Origin of the sequence: Martinezella rhizogenes, assembly GCF_000799715.1 — a bacterium.
GTDB classification, from domain to species: Bacteria; Pseudomonadota; Alphaproteobacteria; order Rhizobiales; family Rhizobiaceae; genus Rhizobium; species Rhizobium rhizogenes_C.
Window position 1 is genome coordinate 1,528,646 of record NZ_JUHG01000011.1, and the last position, 16,674, is coordinate 1,545,319.

Below are 16,674 nucleotides of genomic sequence, written 5' to 3' on the forward strand. Positions count from 1 at the left end.
CGCCCGTCGGGGCGAAGGCAAATCAGCTTCAAGCGGCCCTCTTCAAGCGGCCTTTGCGACCGGCAGCTGGGCCAGTTTGCGGCCGTTGGCGATGATCATGCCGGCAGCACCAGCAAGCCAGCCTTCCTTCAGCTCGAGCCCCAGGAAACGCTCGCGCTGGAACGGTCCCGGCATGACGAGATGACGGGCCTTTTCGGCAAAGAAGCCGAAACGCTCGTAGTAAGCCGCATCGCCGACGAGCAGGATAGCGCCATGGCCGCGCTTCTTGGCTTCAAGAATAGCAGCGCGCATCAGCGCCGAGCCGATACCCTTGCCTTCATGGGCGGCATCGACAGCCAGCGGACCGAGGAGCAGTGCCTCGACCGGACGGGTTTCGCGATCGACGCCGGCTTCGACGCTCCACAGGCGAACCGTGCCGATGACATGGCCGGTGCGATCGCGGGCGACCAGCGCCAGACCCTCGGCCGGAACGCGGCCGCGGCGGATCTTTTCGGACGACTTCTTGCGACGATCAGCGCCCATGGCCTGATCGAGCAGATTTTCGCGAGCAACGACATCGCCTGCGTTTTCCAGGTCGAGCGTGAAGGTAGACGGCGCAAAGAATGCGCGTACAGAATCAAGAACAGCGGCCATCTCGGCCTCCCGTTGCCCAATACCGTTATCAGCGGTGGTGACAAATCATTGTGAAGGTGCCGCCCCGACTGATTACGGGGTCGGCGAAGTCGGACCTTAGATGATGTAGGACTTCAGCGGGTCGAACCCGTTAAAGGCTACAGCCGAATAGGTCGTCGTATAGGCACCGGTGCCTTCGATCAGGACCTCATCGCCAATGGTGAGCGTCACCGGTAGCGGATAGAGGTTCTTTTCATATAGCACGTCGGCCGAATCGCAGGTCGGGCCGGCGATGATGCAGGGTTCCATCTCGTCGCCGTCACGCTCGGTGCGGATCGGGTAACGGATCGCCTCGTCCATGGTCTCGGCGAGGCCGCCGAACTTGCCGATGTCGAGGAAGACCCAGCGCGCATCGTCATTGTCCGACTTCTTGGAAATCAGGACGACTTCAGCCTTGATCACACCGGCATTGCCGACCATGCCACGGCCCGGCTCGATGATCGTGTGCGGGATCTGGTTGCCGAAATGGGCGCGCAGAGACGCAAAGATCGCCTTGCCATAGGCTTCAGCGGACGGAACGTCGCGCAGATACTTGGTCGGGAAACCGCCGCCCATGTTGACCATCTGCAGGTGGATGCCCTGCTTGGCCAGTGAGACGAAGACGCGCTTGGCATCGGCCAGAGCAGCATCCCAGGCATCGACCTTGGTCATCTGCGAGCCGACGTGGAAAGACACGCCGTAGGATTCCAGACCGAGCTGATGAGCGTAGACGAGAACGTCGACGGCCATCTGCGGGACGCAGCCGAACTTGCGCGACAGCGGCCATTCGGCGCCTTCGCCATCCGTCAGGACGCGGCAGAACACGCGAGCGCCGGGAGCGGCACGGGAAATCTTCTCGACTTCCTCGTGGCTATCGACAGCGAAGAGGCTGATGCCGAGTGCATGTGCACGGGCGACATCGCGCTCCTTCTTGATCGTGTTGCCGAAGGAAATGCGGGCGGCAGTCGCACCGGCGTCGAGCGCCATTTCGATTTCAGCGACAGACGCGCAATCGAAGTTGGAGCCGAGGCTTGCGAGCAGGCGCAGCACTTCCGGAGCCGGGTTGGCCTTGACGGCATAATAGATGGCGCTGTCCGGCATGGCGTGACGGAAGGCACGGAAATTGTCGCGGACGACGTCGAGGTCAACCACAAGGCAGGGACCGTCAGGACGTCGGGTAGCGAGAAAGTCGCGGATACGTTGCGTGGTCATGTCAATTCCCTTCTCAATTCCAATAGCTCCGGGAAAGACCCAGAGGACAAAGGGCGACGCTCATTCGCTAGGTACCAGCCGGTGGAGACCCCGGAACCGTGCAAACGCGCGAAGCGCAGATGATGAACCAGTGCTACGAAAGCAGCGCTAATTCGGCTTTGTCTGCCATGGATTGGAGGGAATATCCCAACCGCACTTCCGGCAATGAAGGTGTGCCTCTTCAGTAACCCCGGCTGATGGAAAGCCGGGAGAGAACAAAAAGGCCCGCACCGTCGTTGCTTCAGATGTCCTCGCATTTTTCGGTTGGCCGAAATAGCGACTGGAGGGGTTAGTTCCAGGTACCTTACCGATTTTCTCACCACATCGAGGATCGGCGGACACCCACGGGCACGTGCGACTTTGGGCTGAGGGGGAGATAAGAATATTCGGCGTCATAATCAAGAAATTTTTTCATTGATGGCCTAAAAAAATAATTGAACAAACCGGCGTGTTTTGTTCAACATCTCTCAACAGTTAACGGGAAGCATCGCCATGGACACTTTGACGCGGATTCGCGCCTTCATCGACGTGGTCGAAGCGGAAGGGTTTTCGGCTGCCGCCCGCAAGACCGGTCGCTCCAAGGCGCTGCTGTCCAAATATGTCCGGGAACTCGAGGACGATCTCGGCGCGCTCCTGCTCAACCGCACTACGCGGCAATTCTCGATGACCGAAGCGGGCCATACCTATTATCGCACCGCATCCGACATATTGAAGGAGATCGACAACCTTGCCGATCTCGTGCGCGAGAACAACCAGCAGCTCAAGGGCCGGCTGCGCGTCTCCGTGCCGCGCACCTTCGTCGACGCCGATGTCGGGCAGTCGCTGATCGACTTCGCCAAGGAAAATCCCGATCTTTCGCTGGAGATCGCCGCCGACGACCGCTTCGTCGATCTGATCGAAGAAGGCTTCGACGTCGCGGTACGCGTGACCAAGCTCGAGGATTCCGGCATGATCGCCCGCAAGATCTCGGATTTCCGCATCCATCTCTGCGCGACCCAGGAATTTCTCGACCGCTATCCAGCTCTGGAGCATCCGAGCGATCTCGCGCGCGTGCCGTTCATCATCGACACCAACACCCGCTCGCAAGGCAATATTCGCTTCGTCGACGCCGACAGCAGCACCTTCAATGTCGCGATCAACGGCACGCTCGAAGTCAACAGCCCGCATGCAACGCTGCGCGCGGCGCTGGCCGGTCTCGGCATCGCCATTGTCCCGGATTTCATCGGACGCAAGGCGATCGAGAGCGGCCAACTTTTGACCCTGTTCAACGATTATCTTCCGACGGACCGCGGCATCTACGCCGTCTATCCGCACCGCCGCTATCTCCCGGCCAAGGTGCGGATCTTTGTCGACTACCTCCATAACTGGTTCCGCAAGCACGGCTGACCGCCCCAGTTCCGCCGGACGGTCCCAATTCCGTCTCATTTCCTGACCAGAAGTCGAAGTGAATCAATGCTCACGAAGCACATCGGACGCATGAGAAAATCCACCCTTGTCCATACCGCCGCCTTGGCTGGAGGCCTGTCGCTTGCGCCTGTCGCGGCATGGGCGCATCCGCATATTTTCGTCGAGGCCCGCCTGGAAGTGCTGGCCGGCGCCGACGGCAATGTGCAGGAGCTGCGCAATGTCTGGCGCTTCGACGAGGTTTTCTCCTCCTCGGTGCTGATGGATTTCGATAAGAACACCAATCTGAAGCTCGACCCGGACGAGCTCAAGGAAGTCGGCAAGACGGTGCGCGATTCACTGGCCGACTACGATTATTACACAAACCTGACGCTCAACGGCAAAGCCATCAAGGTCAACAAGCCCGACGTCATCAATGTCGACTATCAGGAAGGGCAGCTCCTGATGTTCTTCGCCGTCAAGCCGTCCGAGACGATGCCGCTGAAGGGCAATAAACTGAGCTTTGGCATTTACGATCCGACGCTCTACACCTCGATCGATTTCCCCACCGACAATGAGCTGGTGACCGAGGGCGCGCCCTTCAAGGACTGCAAGCAGCAGGTCGTGCGCCCCAATCCGGACGAAGTCATCGCCGAGAACAAGACGACCCTGACGGACGCCTTCTTCAACGACCCGACGGGAACGACGATGTCGAAACTCTTTGCAACGCGGATAGACGTCCAATGCTGATATCGCGGATATGGAGGCTGGTTCCGGCTATTGCGCTCGCCTTTCTGGCGGCGACGAGCCTTGCCCATGCCACCGGTTCCCCGCTCGGCATCGGCACGGCGGAGCCGAGCTTTCAGCCGACTGGCGGGCCACTGGCACCGATCTTCCTTTATGTGAATTACGAGCAGCAGGCCTTCTATCGGGCGCTCACCAAGTCGATCGAGGCCATGCGCCAGGATCCCTGGCAGCTCTGGACGCTGATCGGCCTCTCCTTCGCCTACGGCATCTTTCACGCCGCCGGCCCCGGCCACGGCAAGGCGGTCATCTCCTCCTATATGGTCGCCAACGAGATCGAGCTGAAGCGCGGCATCGTCATCTCGTTCATTTCGGCCCTCATACAGGGCCTGGTCGCCGTCCTCGTCGTCGGTGCCGCCTATTTCGTCCTGCGCGGCTCGGGCATCACCATGACGATGGCCACCAACGCCATGGAGATCACCAGCTTCGTCATGGTGATCATGTTCGGCAGCTGGCTGCTATTCCGCAAGCTGCGCTCGATGATCCAGAGTCGCCCGCAACGACAGGAAGTGCAGCTTGCGACCTCAGCCGGCCCGATCAGCATGTCGCTTTTTGCCGACGAGCCGGGATCTGCGAAAAAGCTCTCCCGTCACAACGCCGCGCCACAAACCGGCGGCCAATACCAGTGCTATGACCCGGCCCATGATCTGGACAATGGCATGGTCTGCGAGACCTGCGGCCATTCGCACCTGCCCGATCCGAAAATGCTGTCGAACGAAAAGTTCAGCGCCCGCGAAGCCTGGTCGGCAATCATCACCGTCGGCCTGCGCCCCTGCTCCGGCGCGCTGCTGGTCATGACCTTCTCGATGCTGAACGGGCTTTATCTCGGCGGTCTTTTGTCGGTTCTTGCCATGTCGATCGGCACGGCGCTGACCGTCTCGCTGCTCGCCATCATCGCCGTCTTCGCCAAGGGTGCGGCGGTGCACTTCACCGGTCGTGGCTCGAAGCTCTCGGCATGGGTCGGCAATGGCATAGAGATTTGCGGTGCGCTACTGGTGATCTGCACCGGCGTCGTGCTGCTCGGCGCCTCGCTGCAAACCTGATCGATTACAGGTCCCTGCGCCGCTGGTAACGGGCTCTCAGCCAGAAGATCAGGAAAAAGGCCAGAATGACCAGCACGCCGAAGGCGGTGCCGAGCCACGGCGAGATATCGCCGAGCCGAACGATGACATCCGGCATGAAGTACAGAAGCGTCATGGCAACGAGCAGGATGATGGCGGCGGCGATGGCCGTCGAGCGCGTTTCGCTGTTCTTATCCGTCAAGATGACCAATCCCTCGCGCATCGCCATTCATTGTCCGGCGAAGGCTTAGGCCAGCCGCCCGCGAAAGGCAACCGGCCCCGTCCGAGGCAAACGATCAGACCTTGGCGGCCGTGACCGTCGCATCGATATGATCGACCAGCGCATCGGCAAGCCCGAGCCGGCCGGCGAGCTGATCGAGATAACCGCGCTCGGCCCGTGAGTCCGGCTCGATCGCCAGGCGCGACGCTGTATAGACCTGCACGCGCTGCTCCTCGGTCTGCGCCGATGCGACGATAGCGTCGAGATCGACTGGGTTGGCAAGCTCGCGCTCAAAAAAGGCTTCCGCTTCCGAGCCAACACCCGCCTGCTGCACCTTGCCGAGGATATGCTGCCGCTCCGCGTCGTCGATATGCCCATCGGCGCGCGCCGCTGCGATCATGGCGCGAACGAGCGTCAGCGCGAAATCATTGCTGGCGACGGCGGGCGACGTGCTGAAACCGGAATTCGACGGCGGCGGCAGGAATTGCGGCTCCGCCTGGGCGGGCTGCGGCTCAGGCTGCGGCGCATTGCCGGCCTGATAATTCTTGTAGGCCTGGTAGCCAAGCCCGGCAATGGCGGCGAGCCCGCCGAGCACCAGCGTATTGCCGGCAACCTGACGCCCGGTCTTGGTTCCGAGCAGCACGCCGGCGATGGCGCTGGTCGCCATCGGATTGTCCCTGGCGAGATTGATGGCCTGCGTTGCCTTGTCTTTCACGCTTCCTTGCAGTCCTGGAACCTGCGACCCCAGAAATTGGTCCAGAAGCTTGCGGGCGTCGATCATATGGTGCTCCTCCGTCCTTGTGATGGCCAGAGTGAGATAGGAACTCCGGCTACAAATACAAATCCGCAGCAAGCAAAAAGGGCGCGCATGGAGCCCATGCACGCCCTTCGATCAAGCTTTTTACGACGTTCAGCCCTTTAGCGCGGCCGCCTCGGCGGCGAGCTTGGTGATCCCGGCCCAATCGCCGGTAGCGACCAGCTCCTTCGGCGCGACCCAGGAGCCGCCAACGCAGATGACGTTCGGCAGCGACAGGTAATCAAGGGCGTTCTTCAACGATATGCCGCCGGTCGGGCAGAACAGCGTGCCAGCGAGCGGCGAGGACAGCGCCTTCAGATAGGCGGCTCCACCGGCCTGCTCGGCCGGGAAGAACTTCAGCACCTTGTAGCCTTCTTCTCGCAGCGCCATGACCTCGCTCGCGGTTGCCGCACCCGGCAACAGCGGCACGTCGGACGTGCGGGCAACATCCAGCAGCTCCTGCGTCGTACCCGGGCTGACGATGAACTTGGAACCGGCCGCGACGGCTGCATCCCACTGCGTGACATTCAGGATCGTGCCGGCACCAACTTCGGCACCTTCGACCTCCTCGGCGACAGCACGGATGGCATCGAGCGCGCCGGCGGTCCGCAGCGTGATCTCGATGGCCTTCAGGCCGCCGGCGACAAGCGCGCGGGCAAGCGGCACCGCCGACTTCGCATCCTCGACGACGAGGACGGGAACAACGGGCTGCAGTTTCAGGATGGAAAGAAGCTTTTCGGTTTTCTCGCCCATGGTCGGCGCGCTCCCTTAAAACGATTGAAATCGGGTCCTCGAATAGCCTTCCCGAGGGTCCTTGTCGAGACAAAAGCTAAGTTTGGATGCAACGGGTAGGAAATCCCGAAAACTTCCGTTAGTCTATCCAGATATGATGCTGACGGAGCATGTCGAGCATATGGCAAAAGAGATCGAGCGAAAGTTTCTGGTCCGCGGCGATCGTTGGCGCGACCTTGCCTCCGAGAGGCTCATCCTGCGGCAGGCCTATGTTGCCGCCATGGATGATCGTTCCGTGCGGGTACGGCTGACGAACGACACCATCGCGACCTTGACGATGAAAATCGGCAAGGCGATGACGCGTGACGAGTTTGAATATGAGATCCCCGTCGGCGACGCCGAGGAACTGCTCGGCAATGCCATCGGGACTGTCATCGAGAAGACCCGCTACAAGGTGCCCTACAAGGGGTTCGTCTGGGAAGTCGACGTCTTTCGCGGCGCGCATCGCGGCCTGGTGGTCGCCGAGGTCGAGCTGGAGGACGAAAGCGACGATCCGGAACTGCCTGACTGGATCGGCCGCGAGGTGACCGGCGAATACCGCTATTCCAACCAGGCGCTCGCGACGCAGTTCGAACAGGAATACGATGAGTTATCGCATTCGGCCTGACAAGGCCCTCGATGACGAAGTCCACGCCGTCGCAGCGCGAGAGCTCGGCAAGGCGATCGCAGTCCTGACCGATCGGCCGGAGGGATTGCACGAGGCGGTGCATCGGGCGCGCAAGCATATCAAGCGAGTGCGGGCACTTTACCGGCTCATTGCCCGGCGCGCACCCGAGTTCCAGCGCCGGGAAAACGACAGGCTGCGGGAGATGGCCAGAACGCTCTCCGGCGTTCGTGACGCCACCGCCCTGATCGAGGCCAGCCACTATCTGCACGAAACGGCAACATCGAGGGACGAGGCAAGGACGCTTGTCCGCGTCACCAAGGTGCTCACTGCCCGGCGCGATCGTTTGTCGGAAGCCGAAACCGATCTCGAGGACAAGGCGAAAGCGGCGATTGCCACCTGCCACAATGCGCTGGAGGCGCTGAAAGCCGCCACCTTCGAAAGCGGCCGGCGCGAAACCGCCCGTCTCTTTCAAAAGAGCTGGCACAGGACCGGCCACAAGGCGAAGGCAGCGCTCTCCGAATGCCACGTCGAGGCCCATGCCGACCAGTTCCACGACCTGCGCAAGCGCAGCCAGGATTGCTGGATGCATCATGCACTGCTGCGCGACATCTGGCCGGCGGCAATGCATGCCAAACAGCTCGAAGCCAAGGCGCTGGTCGACATGCTCGGCCGTTATCTAGATCTGTCGATGCTGTCGGAAGTCACCGACCGCGAGCCTCATCTCTTTAATGGCAGCGACGACCGCGCCCGCCTGCTGGAAGCCATCATCTCCCGCCAGCAAACCGCCCGCCAGGAAGCGCTCGCCAAAGCCCGTTGGGTCTTCGCCGACGAGCCGGAACGCGAGGCGCGGACGATCAAGCGGCTTTGGCTGGAAGCGGGGGATTGAGGCATGGCGTGGGCGTTGAGACCCACTCTACCCTCATCCTGAGCTCGTCGAAGGCCGAGAGTAGCCCCATGGCGCAGCGTCAAAATAAGAATCCCGATTGCCTGACGGCACGCAAAATTGTATTTCCCCGGCATGACGGACATTCTTTCGACCTCGCGACACGAGGCAGGTGGCGCATTTCTCGTTGCCGCGCTTTATCATTTCGTTTCCATCCCGCGCTTTGAAAGCCTGCGGGAGCCTTTGCTTGCGCTCTGCGAGGCGAACGGCGTCAAGGGAACGCTGCTGCTCGCCCATGAAGGCATCAACGGCACCGTCGCCGGCACGGATGCCGGCATCGGCGCGGTGCTCTCTTTCCTGCGCGCCCAGCCGGAATTTACCGGCCTGGAGCACAAGGAAAGCCGGGCATCGAAAATGCCGTTCGTGCGTATGAAGGTGAAGCTGAAGAAAGAGATCGTCACCATGGGCGTCGAGGATATCGACCCCACCAAGGTCGTCGGCACCTATGTCGCGCCCAAGGACTGGAATGCGCTGATCTCCGATCCCGACACCATCGTCATCGACACGCGCAACGACTACGAGACCGCCATCGGCCTGTTCAAGGGCGCGGTCGATCCCAAGACTAAGACCTTCCGCGAGTTTCCGGAATGGGTGCGCCAGAACGAAGGCCTGCACAACAAGCCGAAGATCGCCATGTATTGCACCGGCGGCATCCGCTGCGAAAAGGCGACCGCCTTCATGAAGGAACAAGGTTTCGACGAGGTCTTTCACCTGAAGGGCGGCATCCTCAAATATCTCGAGGACGTGCCGGCCGAGGAAAGCCTGTGGGAAGGCGCCTGCTTCGTCTTCGACGAGCGCGTTTCCGTCGAACATGGCCTGAAGGAAGGCAACCACAAGCTCTGCCATGCCTGCCGCCAGCCGATCACCGAGGAAGAGATCACCTCGCCCTTCTATGAGGCAGGCGTATCCTGCAGCCATTGCTATCACGAGCGCAGCGAGGAAGACCGCGAACGTTACCGCGAGCGGCAGCGCCAGATCGCGCTTGCCCGCAAGCGTGGCCATGAGCATATTGGCGGCTGATCTTTGGGAAAATCCGCGAAAAGCTGAAGCGTTTTAGGCGGCGGTGTCGCGTTCCCTGTCCGGGATACGAGCCATTTGTGCCACCAAGCGCCTGCTGATTTCGGCTTCTGGCATAGGTTTGCCGAAGAAATACCCCTGCAGTTCGTCGCAGCCGAAGAGTTTCAACGCCGTCCCCTGCTCTTCCGTCTCGATGCCCTCCGCCGTCACCGGCAGGTCGAGCGATCGCGCCAGCGCCACCGTCGCCTGTAGCATGTCGCGAGAGCGACTGTCCGTCAGCACGTCCATGGTTAGCGAACGGTCGATCTTGATGCGGTCGAAGCCGAATTGGCGGAGATAGCCGATCGAGGAGAAGCCGGAGCCGAAGTCATCCAGCGCCACCTTGACACCCAGCCTCTTCAGCCGCTCGATCGACTGGCGGGTGCGCTCCGGATTCTGGATCATGTAGCCTTCGGTGATTTCCAGCGTGACGCGCTCGGCTTCGATCTCCGCATCCTTGAGGACGTGCCGCACATAGTCGGTGAAGGCGGGGTTGCGGAATTGCCCCGGCGAAACATTGACGGCAATCCGCAGACCCGGCCATTGCCGTGCCGCGGCACACGCCTTGCGCAGCACGAGCAGTCCCAGCGCCTCGATCAGGCCGCTGGTTTCGGCAATGGGAATGAAGGCATCCGGCGAGATCGGCCCATGACCCGGCCTGTTCCAGCGCACCAGCGCCTCGACGCCGGTGATCTCATGGCTCACCGCGTCGACCAGCGGCTGATAGGCAACTGTCAGCTCTTGCCTGTCGATGGCATTGCGCAGGTCGAGCTCCAGCGCATTGCGCTCCTCGCGGTCGGTATCCATGGCCGTCTCGTAGCAGATCATGCGGGCGCGGCCGGCTTCCTTGGCCTTGTACATGGCGAGATCGGCGCGACGCACCAGTTCCTCACGGTCGATCCGGCCCTCCGGCGAGCTGGCAATACCGATGCTGGCACCGACGACGATCACGCGGCGGCCGATCTCCAGCGGTTCGGAGAAGAAATCCAGCACCTGTTCGGCAAGCCGTAGCGCCGGCGCGTGGTTCAGCTCCCTGGACGGAAAGGCAATCGCGAACTCGTCGCCGCCGAGCCGCGCCAGCGTTGCATTCGGTGGGATCAGCACATTGAGACCGGCGGCGACCGAGCGGATCAACTGATCGCCGGTGCCGTGGCCATAGGCATCATTGATCTCCTTGAAGCCGTCGAGGTCAAGATAGAGCAGAAGCACATTGCTGCCGTCGGCGCGGGCGCTGTCGACCAGCCGATCGACATCGAGGCGCAGCCCTTCGCGATTGAAAAGGCCGCTCAGACGGTCGCGCAGCGAGCCCTGACGCGCCAGCACCTCCTCTGCTCGCAGCCGGCGCCCCGCCAGCGATCCGAGAATCAGCAGCACCAGGAAGAACATGCCGACCAGGCCGAGCGCCCCGAGCACCAGCGGACGCGCTTGCTGATAGCTCATGTCGCCGGGTCCGCGCGAGTTCCAGACCAGCCGTCCGAGCGACTTGCCGAGCGGATCGACGATCGAAACGGCGTAGCGTGCTTGGGTGTCCGCCGACACCAGCCTCAGCCCGCTGATGACATAGGTATTGGAGAGCATCTTGAGCTTGGCGGCATCAAGATGCCGGGCGAAGACCAGGTAGCGGCGACTGCCCTCGGGCACGGGGATGCGGCCGGATGTATCGCGGATCGTCGCCACGCCGACAGCGGCGATGCCCCTGGCGGTCATCACATAGCCGCTCGCCTCCGGCTCGCCGGTTATCCGTGTCTTGCGCACCTGATCGACGAGGGCCCAGATCGAGGCATCGAAGAAATCCTCAGCCTTCTCGGCCATCGGTTTACCGTCCCGATAGGCGATGATCGGCTTGTTGTTGTCATCGACCACCAGCGCCGTATCGAACAGGGTGCCATCGGCGGTCATCTCGCCGTAATTGTCGACAATCCATTCCCGACCGTTTTCCGCGTAGACATTTCTGGCGGCGGCGTCTCGCGCCGCGTAATTGTGCAGCGTCGCGTCGAGCTGGCCTTCGAAGGTCTTCAGCGCCCCCGCCGTGGTTTCCCAGGAGCGTTCGTCGTCAAGCTTGTTGGAATAATCCGCAACGCGGCCGATCGCCGTCAACACCATCAGCGTGACCACGGTAACGACCAGGGCGAATGAAAACAAAACGGCCGTCACGATGGAATGACGACCGAGCTGCTTGCTCCGCCCGAATGACCTGAAAATTGCTCCCAACACGCTTCTCCTTGAGCGGCGAAGTCTGCCGTCAGGTCTTCAAGAAACGGTTAAAGCGAGCCTATGATTCTTACAGGAAAGGGTTGTATTTTTATCGCCATGGTGGTCGATCAGGCAGCCGCCACGATCGCCTGCGCAAAACGATCGAGAGCAGCCGTCAGCGCGCCGCTTTTCTGCGCCTCCGCAAGGATCACCGCCTGCGCCTCATCGCTCTTGCCGGCGAGCGGCACGCGCAAAAAAGCCTCGGGCACGATGCGGAGCGACATGGTTTGCAGCACGTCCGTTAGTTGCTCCAGCACAAGATCGCCGCGATGCGAGGCATGCGCGAACATCAACGGCTTGAACGGCACCTCGTCGCGCGACACAAGCCAATCCAGAGCATTCTTGAACCCGCCGGGAATGCCATGCGCATATTCCGGACAGGAGATAATCAACCCATCGGCATGACGGATCTTTTCCGCAAAAGTTGCGACAATAGCAGGTGTCCTGTCGCTTTCGTCATCCGGATTGAAGATCGGCAGATCGCCGATGAAATCGCAGATCTCGATACAAATGCCGTCGGGCGATGCGGCACCCAAAGCCTCCAGCAGCCTGCGGCTGGTCGAGGCCCGTCGCAGACTGCCGCAGAGGGCATAGAGGGAAAGCTGTTTGGCCATGAGGACCTTTAATCCGAAAAGCCGATTCGGGCGATAGCCACCCTCCCCTTGATGGGGAGGCTCGGATCGAAGGTCCGGGGTGGGGTGATCTTCTGCGGATACCGAGCGTCACCCCCACCCGCCGCTTTGCGGCGACCTCCCCCTCAAGGGAGAGGTAGAACCATGTCAATCCGCCTTGTGGTTCCCCTTCGGGAACTGAGCGGCGAGTTCGCTGTACCATTTGCCGCTCTTCTTCACCGTGCGCACCTGCGTCTCGTAATCGACATGCACGAGGCCGAAGCGCATGCGATAGCCTTCCGCCCATTCAAAATTATCCATCAGGCTCCAGGCGAAATAGCCGCGCATCGGATAGCCGTCCTTGATCAGATCGGCGACGACGCCGAGATGCTCGGTGTAATAATCGAGACGCGGCTGGTCATCGACCTCGCCGTCGACGATTCCCATGTTGTAGCAGGCGCCGTTCTCGGTGATGTAGCACTCCGGCAGCTCGTAGCGCTTGTAGAGGTCTTCGACGACGTGCTTCAGGCCCGGCGCATAGATTTCCCAGCCGATATCGGTTTTCACGTCGCTGACCGGTGGCGCCTCCTTCGTCCAAGGAAAATCACCGTTCTTCGCCGCATCGTCGAAAACGCGGTTCGGCGTGTAGTAGTTGAGACCCCACCAGTCGAGCTTCTGGTTGATGGTCTTCAGGTCGCCATCCTCGACCTTGGGCATCCGGTCGCCGAGCGCCTCGACGAATTCCTTCGGATACTCGCCCTTGAAGATCGGATCGAAGAAGGCGCCGTTGTGGAATTGGTGGGCGCGCTCGACCGCTGCCTTGTCCTCGGCGCTGTCGGAGCCCGGCAGGATCGAGGCGGCGTTCAGCACGATGCCGACCGGTACCTTCGGCGCTTCCGCACGGATCGCCTCGACGGCAAGACCGTGCGCGAGGTTCATGTAGTGCATGGCGTAAAGTGCCGCCTGCATGTTGCGTTCGCCAGGCGCATGGATGCCGTAGAGGTGGCTCAGCCAGACGATGCACCAGGGCTCATTGAAGGTGGCAACGGAATCCAGGCGGTCGCCGAGACGAGCCATGACGGTCTTGGCGTAACGCTGAAAGGCATGCGCCGTCGAGCGCGCCGTCCAGCCGCCATCGCCGGCAAGCGTCAGCGGCAGATCCCAGTGATAGAGCGTCGCGAAGGTCTTGATGCCGCGCGCCTTGCAGCCATCGACCAGACGATCATAGAAATCGAGGCCGGCTTCGTTCACCGGGCCGGTGCCATCAGGAATGATGCGCGGCCAGGCGATCGAGAAGCGATAGGCCTCGACGCCCATATCCTTGATCAGGTCGAGATCCTGTTCCAAGCGATTGTAGTGATCACAGGCGACATCGCCATTGTCGCGGTGATAGACGCGGCCGGGCATGTTGGCAAAGGCATCCCAGATCGACGGCTTGCGGCCATCCGCCTTGGTGGCGCCTTCGATCTGGAAGGCGGCGGTGGCAACGCCGAAGGTGAAATCGCCGGGAAAGCGGCCTGCAAGAAGCTTCGGATCGATCATGGTGAGAATCCCGTCTGGTGTGGCTTCGTTGACGGCGGTTTAGCCAAGCTGCATGACAAAGTACAGGGTCGGGCGAAGAAAAACTGCAACGTTGCAGATGTCAAAAATAAGCCGGCTACAAGCTTTTACCAACTGCGGCAAGCGATAGCGGCTTGGGCAAAACCAGCTCCAAGGCGGCAACCCGCGCCGCCTTGGATGGCTCTCGGTCTTAGACCTTGACCCAGGCGCCGTTGCGCTTCGATGAGGCAACGCAGGCCTCGACGAAAGCAACACCCTTCACGCCGTCATCGACGGTTGGGTAGACGACGGCCGGATCGACCGCCACGCCCTTCTTGGCGGCATTGATGGCACGCGCGGCTTCGGTATAAATCGTGGCAAACGCTTCCAGATAACCCTCCGGGTGGCCCGACGGGATACGCGAGACACGGGCAGCCGCAGCGCCAGAACCGGCACCATTGCGCGTGATCAACCGCTTCTGCTCGCCGAACGGCGTGTACCAGAGATAGTTCGGATCAGCCTGCGTCCATTCGATGCCGCCCTTGGTGCCGTAGACCCGGAGCTTCAAGCCGTTCTCGTGGCCCGGCGCCACCTGGCTGCACCACAGCATGCCCTTGGCCGGCTTTTCCGAACCCTTGGCCTTGAAGCGCAGCAGCAGATGGGCGTTGTCGTCGAGACGGCGGCCTTCGACGAAGCTGTCGAGATCGGCAGCGAGGCTGTCGAGCTCCAGACCGGTGACGAAGGAGGCGAGATTATAGGCATGCGTGCCGATATCGCCGGTGGAACCGCCAGCACCCGACTGCGACGGGTCTGTGCGCCACGCCGCCTGCTTCTGGCCCGACTGCTCGATATTCTCCGTCAGCCAGTCCTGCGGATATTCCGCCTGTACGATACGGATATCGCCGAGCTCGCCATTGGCGATCATCTCGCGCGCCTGACGGATCATCGGATAGCCGGTGTAATTATGCGTCAGGATGAACAGCGCACCGCTTTCGTCCGCCACCTTCTTCAGCTTCTTGGCATCGGCAAGATTGGACGTCAGCGGCTTGTCGCAGATGACATGAATGCCACGGCGGAGAAACTCCTTAGCGGCGTCATAATGCACATGGTTCGGCGTGACGATCGAAACCGCTTCGATACCGTTCTTGAGCTTGGCTTCACGGATCGCCATGTCGCGATAGCTGGCATAGGTACGAGCGGGATCAAGACCGAGATCGCGGCCGGAAGCCGCCGCCTTTTCCGGCGAGGACGACAGCGCGCCGGCGACGAGATCGAACTGGTCGTCAATGCGTGCGGCGATGCGATGCACCGCGCCGATAAAGGCGCCAGCGCCTCCGCCCACCATGCCGAGCCGAATGCGCGGCTCGCGCGTCTGTTCCGATGATCCTTCGATTGCCATTTGGTCCTCCTGGGAAATTGAATTGTGTGGATGCGATCGCTTGCCGCAATCGTCCCCTCTCCCCGCTTGCGGGGAGAGGGCTAGGGTGAGGGGCTACCGCAGGTCCGGCAAACTCTACCGTCGCGATGAATATCGAGAAGGCCCCTCATCCGTCCTCTTACGGTTTCGCTCCGCTCGCCCGTTCGAATCCACCTTCTCCCCGCCTTGCGGGGCGAAGGGGCTTGATTAGATACCCAGCATACGCCGGTTGGCCGCCTGATCCGTGCCGCTGCCGGCGAAGTCGTCGAAGGCCTTCTCCGTCACGCGGATGATGTGCGACTTGACGAATTCAGCACCCTCGCGCGCGCCGTCCTCCGGATGCTTCAGCGCGCATTCCCATTCGACCACGGCCCAGCCATCGAAATTGTTGGCTGTCATCTTCGAGAACACCGCGCCGAAATCGACCTGGCCGTCGCCCAGAGAACGGAAGCGGCCGGCGCGCTCAACCCAGCCCTGATAGCCGCCATAAACACCTTGCCTGCCGGTCGGATTGAACTCCGCGTCCTTGACGTGGAACATCTTGATCCGGTCCTTGTAGATGTCGATGTTGTCGAGATAGTCGAGGCACTGCAGGACGTAGTGCGAGGGGTCATAGAGCATATTGGCGCGCGGATGGTTCTTCACGCGCTCGAGGAACATCTCGAAGGTGATTCCGTCATGCAGGTCTTCGCCCGGATGGATCTCGTAGCAGACATCGACGCCATTTTCGTCGGCATGATCGAGGATCGGCGTCCAGCGGCGGGCAAGTTCGTCAAAGGCAGTTTCGACCAGACCGGCCGGGCGCTGCGGCCACGGGTAGATGAAGGGCCAGGCGAGCGCGCCGGAGAAGGTCGCATGCGCCTTGATGCCGAGGTGCTTCGACGCCGTCAGCGCCATCTTCACCTGCTCGACGGCCCATTCCTGCCGCGCCTTCGGATTGCCGCGCACTTCCGGCGCCGCGAAACCGTCGAAGGCCTCATCATAGGCCGGATGGACGGCAACGAGCTGGCCCTGCAGATGGGTCGAAAGCTCGGTGACTTCGACGCCGTTGGCGCGGGCGACGCCGGCGAATTCGTCGCAATAATCCTTGGAAGAGGCAGCCTTCTTCAGGTCGATGAGCTGGCCCGCCCAGGTCGGCACCTGCACGCCGACATAGCCGGCGTCAGCCGCCCATTTCGTGATCGAATCCCACGAGTTGAACGGCGCTTCGTCGCCTGCGAATTGTCCGAGAAACAGGCCGGGGCCCTTAATCGTCTTCATGCGTAATTCCTCCCTGATCGCGTTCTGTAA

The 16,674-nt window shown here is 61.5% G+C and carries 16 protein-coding genes; 6 read left to right on the forward strand and 10 right to left on the reverse strand.

The window, feature by feature from the left end:
• Positions 1-42: 42 nt before the first annotated feature.
• Positions 43-633, reverse strand: coding sequence for a GNAT family N-acetyltransferase (locus EX00_RS11275; RefSeq protein WP_047457104.1), 591 nt, complete (start codon positions 631-633; stop codon positions 43-45).
• A 96-nt stretch (positions 634-729) separates the two neighbouring features.
• A complete protein-coding gene (odc2, locus tag EX00_RS11280) occupies positions 730-1,863 on the reverse strand; it encodes an ornithine/lysine decarboxylase (protein ID WP_007700859.1) in 1,134 nt (377 codons plus the stop codon).
• A 531-nt stretch (positions 1,864-2,394) separates the two neighbouring features.
• Here odc2 and EX00_RS11285 point away from each other — a divergent pair.
• The 3 genes from EX00_RS11285 (at position 2,395) to EX00_RS11295 (ending at position 5,132) form a co-directional block, all read left to right on the forward strand.
• Entirely contained in the window at positions 2,395-3,288 is an 894-nt protein-coding gene (locus EX00_RS11285) for a LysR family transcriptional regulator (protein ID WP_047457107.1), read from the forward strand.
• Positions 3,289-3,378: 90 nt separating this feature from the next.
• Entirely contained in the window at positions 3,379-4,035 is a 657-nt protein-coding gene (locus tag EX00_RS11290) for a DUF1007 family protein (protein ID WP_047457724.1), read from the forward strand.
• Positions 4,029-5,132 (forward strand): nickel/cobalt transporter, encoded by a 1,104-nt coding sequence (locus tag EX00_RS11295; protein ID WP_047457109.1) that lies wholly within the window; start codon positions 4,029-4,031, stop codon positions 5,130-5,132. The genes EX00_RS11290 and EX00_RS11295 overlap by 7 nt, the downstream gene beginning before the upstream one ends.
• Positions 5,133-5,136: 4 nt before the next feature.
• On the opposite strand, the gene EX00_RS11300 is transcribed toward EX00_RS11295, so the two are convergent.
• The 3 genes from EX00_RS11300 to EX00_RS11310 form a co-directional block, all read right to left on the reverse strand.
• Positions 5,137-5,379: a hypothetical protein gene (locus EX00_RS11300; protein ID WP_047457111.1), complete on the reverse strand. Its 243-nt coding sequence runs from the start codon at positions 5,377-5,379 to the stop codon at positions 5,137-5,139.
• A 67-nt stretch (positions 5,380-5,446) separates the two neighbouring features.
• Positions 5,447-6,151: a tellurite resistance TerB family protein gene (locus tag EX00_RS11305; protein WP_047457113.1), complete on the reverse strand. Its 705-nt coding sequence runs from the start codon at positions 6,149-6,151 to the stop codon at positions 5,447-5,449.
• A 129-nt stretch (positions 6,152-6,280) separates the two neighbouring features.
• Positions 6,281-6,919, reverse strand: coding sequence for a 2-dehydro-3-deoxy-phosphogluconate aldolase (locus EX00_RS11310; RefSeq protein ID WP_047457115.1), 639 nt, complete (start codon positions 6,917-6,919; stop codon positions 6,281-6,283).
• 160 nt (positions 6,920-7,079) lie between these two features.
• Between EX00_RS11310 and EX00_RS11315 the strand changes: the two genes are divergently transcribed.
• From EX00_RS11315 to trhO, 3 genes are all read left to right on the forward strand, one after another.
• Positions 7,080-7,565 carry a CYTH domain-containing protein gene (locus tag EX00_RS11315; RefSeq protein ID WP_047457727.1) on the forward strand — a complete coding sequence of 162 codons (486 nt, stop codon included), beginning with the start codon at positions 7,080-7,082 and terminating at the stop codon, positions 7,563-7,565.
• Positions 7,543-8,451 (forward strand): CHAD domain-containing protein, encoded by a 909-nt coding sequence (locus EX00_RS11320; RefSeq protein WP_047457117.1) that lies wholly within the window; start codon positions 7,543-7,545, stop codon positions 8,449-8,451. Before EX00_RS11315 ends, EX00_RS11320 begins: the two co-directional genes overlap by 23 nt.
• Positions 8,452-8,583: 132 nt before the next feature.
• Entirely contained in the window at positions 8,584-9,528 is a 945-nt protein-coding gene (trhO, locus tag EX00_RS11325; protein WP_047457121.1) for an oxygen-dependent tRNA uridine(34) hydroxylase TrhO, read from the forward strand.
• A gap of 33 nt (positions 9,529-9,561) precedes the next feature.
• Here the strand turns inward: trhO and EX00_RS11330 are convergent, their stop codons facing one another.
• The 5 genes from EX00_RS11330 to EX00_RS11350 form a co-directional block, all read right to left on the reverse strand.
• Positions 9,562-11,775 carry a bifunctional diguanylate cyclase/phosphodiesterase gene (locus EX00_RS11330; RefSeq protein ID WP_052210704.1) on the reverse strand — a complete coding sequence of 738 codons (2,214 nt, stop codon included), beginning with the start codon at positions 11,773-11,775 and terminating at the stop codon, positions 9,562-9,564.
• A 110-nt stretch (positions 11,776-11,885) separates the two neighbouring features.
• On the reverse strand, positions 11,886-12,431 hold the full coding sequence (locus EX00_RS11335; protein ID WP_047457123.1) for an NADPH-dependent FMN reductase: 546 nt from the start codon (positions 12,429-12,431) through the stop codon (positions 11,886-11,888).
• 165 nt (positions 12,432-12,596) lie between these two features.
• Positions 12,597-13,970, reverse strand: coding sequence for a GH1 family beta-glucosidase (locus EX00_RS11340; RefSeq protein ID WP_047457126.1), 1,374 nt, complete (start codon positions 13,968-13,970; stop codon positions 12,597-12,599).
• 208 nt (positions 13,971-14,178) lie between these two features.
• Positions 14,179-15,366 (reverse strand): Gfo/Idh/MocA family protein, encoded by a 1,188-nt coding sequence (locus tag EX00_RS11345; protein WP_047457128.1) that lies wholly within the window; start codon positions 15,364-15,366, stop codon positions 14,179-14,181.
• A 225-nt stretch (positions 15,367-15,591) separates the two neighbouring features.
• Positions 15,592-16,644, reverse strand: a complete 1,053-nt coding sequence (locus EX00_RS11350) for a sugar phosphate isomerase/epimerase family protein (RefSeq protein WP_047457130.1) — start codon at positions 16,642-16,644, stop codon at positions 15,592-15,594.
• Positions 16,645-16,674 lie beyond the last annotated feature (30 nt).